The following is a 2,576-nucleotide window of genomic DNA, read 5'->3' on the forward strand; positions in this document are numbered from 1 at the left end:
TGAATCCATGGGCAACCATGATTCGAAGATTGTGGGCGCAGGCAGCGTCAGTTGAAGAGACGCTTGCGTTGTGGGCTGCGTCGCTTCGGGAGGTTAAGAAGCGGATACGTCCGCTGTTCGGGCAAGAACGTGTTGCGAGGAACGCGGGCCTGTTTCTGGAAGGTCTGCTCGGTGATGAGCAACGCAAGACCGGTTGGATGCGCGCGGAGGCCGCTGGCGATCCTGGTCCTTGGCGGCAACAGGCGATCTTGGGTCGCAGCGATTGGGATGCCGATGCCTTGCGCGATATTGTCCGCGACTATGTGATGGAGCATTTGGCAGACGACGATGCGGTCCTCGTCATCGACGAGACCGGCTTTCTCAAACAGGGGAAGGCGTCGTGCGGCGTGGCGCGGCAATACACCGGTTCGGCAGGCAAGATTACGAACTGCCAGATCGGCGTGTTCGCTACCTACGTTTCGCGTCATGGCCATGCGTTCATCGATCGCGCATTATATCTTCCGAAGGAATGGACCGACGATCCAGATCGCCTGGAAGCCACATACGTGCCTGCCGACGTCGGTTTTGCGACCAAGCCAAAGCTTGCGACGAGAATGATCGCACGGGCGATAGCGGCGTCTGTCCCATTCAACTGGGTTGCCGGCGATACCGTTTACGGTGTTGGCGACCTCGAACAGCAATTGCGTCGGGCCGGCAAGGGCTACGTGCTTGGGGTCAACAGCGCTCATGTATTCCGATCCTGGGGCAAGCGACCGCCGGTCGCCGGGACGGCTGCGGAACTCGCCCGGACGCGACGCCCATCCGACTGGAAGCGCCTGTCGGCCGGTGCCGGAACCAAAGGACCGCGGCTGCACGATTGGTGTTATCTCGAACTAGCCGATCTCGATGCCGAAGAATTCAACAGCGTCGATCAAGGTCTTTGGACACGCGGTCTGCTGATCCGGCGTCGTATCGCTGATGATGACCTCGCCTTCTTCTCGACCTGGTGCCCGGCAGGAACATCAATTGAAACGCTGGTCGCGGTCGAAGGCCATCGATGGGCGATCGAAGACAGCTTTGAAACTGCGAAAAACGAATTCGGGCTCGATCACAACGAGAGCAGATCCTGGCATGGCTGGCACCGTCACGTGTCCTTGGTGATGCTCGCATTCGCCATGATGGCCGCAATCCGGCATCGCCGCCAATCCGACGCCGCCCAAAAAAACGAAACGGCGCCACGCGGCAAAAGCCAAAACAAAACCGCCCCCAAACTGATCCGCTGGTCACTCCAGGAAATCCGCCGCATTGCCATCAGACTTCATCGCACGCGGATCGAACCCGCGCTCATCATCGCTTGGTCCTTCTGGCGCAGAGCCCACCAGGCGGCAGCTCAACGGGCGCACCTCAAAGCAAAAAGACAACTGTAATGCTAGGGACGCCTGGCCAGGGACGCGGAGGGAAACCATGACCATCACCATTACCGCCTTTGAACGATCGCCTGATGGCGGCAAGGGACTGGCACGCGATACGCGAGTTCGCTGGGCGCTTGAGGAAGTTGGCCAACCCTACGAGGTCCGCCTTGTCTCGTTCCGCGCAATGAAGGAACCCGCGCATCTGGCGCTGCATCCTTTCGGCCAGATACCGACCTATGAGGACGGCGATCTCACGCTGTTCGAGACGGGAGCCATCGTATTCCATATCGCCGAGCGCCATAAGGGCCTGCTGCCTGACGATGCCAATGCCCGGGCGCGCGCGATCGCATGGATGTTTGCCGCGCTCAACACGGTGGAGCCGCCGATCCTCGAACTCGTCACCGCCAGGATTCTGGAGAGTGACAGGCCATGGACCAGCGAGCGTCTGCCTCGGGTCATGGATCGCGTTCGCGACCGGCTGAAGCAGCTCTCCGCCNCCCGCCTCGGCGATGCCGACTGGCTCGATGGCACGTTCAGCGCGGGCGACCTCATGATGGTGTCGGTGCTGCTCAGGCTGAGGGCATCGGGCATTCTGGACGAATTCCCTGATCTCGCCGCCTACGTCGCCCGCGGCGAAGCGCGGCCTGCGTACAAGAGGGCCTTCGAGGCGCAGTTGGCGGTCAATAGCGGCAAGCCATCGGCTGGCTAAACGAGGTTGTAGGGCGGGTTGGTGAAGCGCAACCCGCCATCATCGACGCCGTTCGACGAGGAGACGCGGTGGATTACGCCTTCGGCGGATGTAGTCGCGCTGACGAAATGAGCGGAACGACGTGGGGCGCAATCCATGCTGCGGAAACCTAACGCCGCATGAGACGTTTCCGAGAATGGTGAACCGGATGCGAACCATGACTGAACGTGTAGCCATCGTGACCGGCGCGGGACGCGGTCTTGGGCGGGTGATGGCCTTAGCCCTGCTAGATGCGGGTCACCGTGTCTTCCTCACTTCGACAGATATCGAAACGCTCGAGCAAACGCAGCGCGCCAGCGCTGCACCGCAGCGCGCAGCCATTGGAGCAGCCGATCTTGGCAACGAACGCGAACTGCACGGGGTCGTCGATGCAGCGATAGGCGCATTCGGACGCGTCGATATTCTTGTGAACAATGCTGGCCTCCCAAACCCGCCGG

The 2,576-nt window shown here is 61.2% G+C and carries 2 protein-coding genes and 2 pseudogenes; all 4 read left to right on the plus strand.

Annotated features, from left to right (window positions below; translation table 11 throughout):
- Positions 1-17: 17 nt before the first annotated feature.
- A pseudogene (locus AS156_RS06200) lies at positions 18-1,202 on the plus strand (IS701 family transposase); the annotation flags it as partial.
- Positions 1,203-1,443: 241 nt separating this feature from the next.
- Positions 1,444-1,887: glutathione S-transferase family protein (locus tag AS156_RS06210; protein WP_245312564.1), on the plus strand; the 444-nt coding region annotated here is incomplete at its 3' end.
- Between the two features lies 1 nt (position 1,888).
- Positions 1,889-2,100: pseudogene (locus AS156_RS43980) on the plus strand (glutathione S-transferase family protein); the annotation flags it as partial.
- Positions 2,101-2,350: 250 nt separating this feature from the next.
- On the plus strand, positions 2,351-2,576 hold a 226-nt coding region (locus AS156_RS45920; protein ID WP_430641780.1), incomplete at its 3' end, for an SDR family NAD(P)-dependent oxidoreductase.

The sequence above is a fragment of the Bradyrhizobium macuxiense genome (assembly GCF_001542415.1).
GTDB lineage: Bacteria > Pseudomonadota > Alphaproteobacteria > Rhizobiales > Xanthobacteraceae > Bradyrhizobium > Bradyrhizobium macuxiense.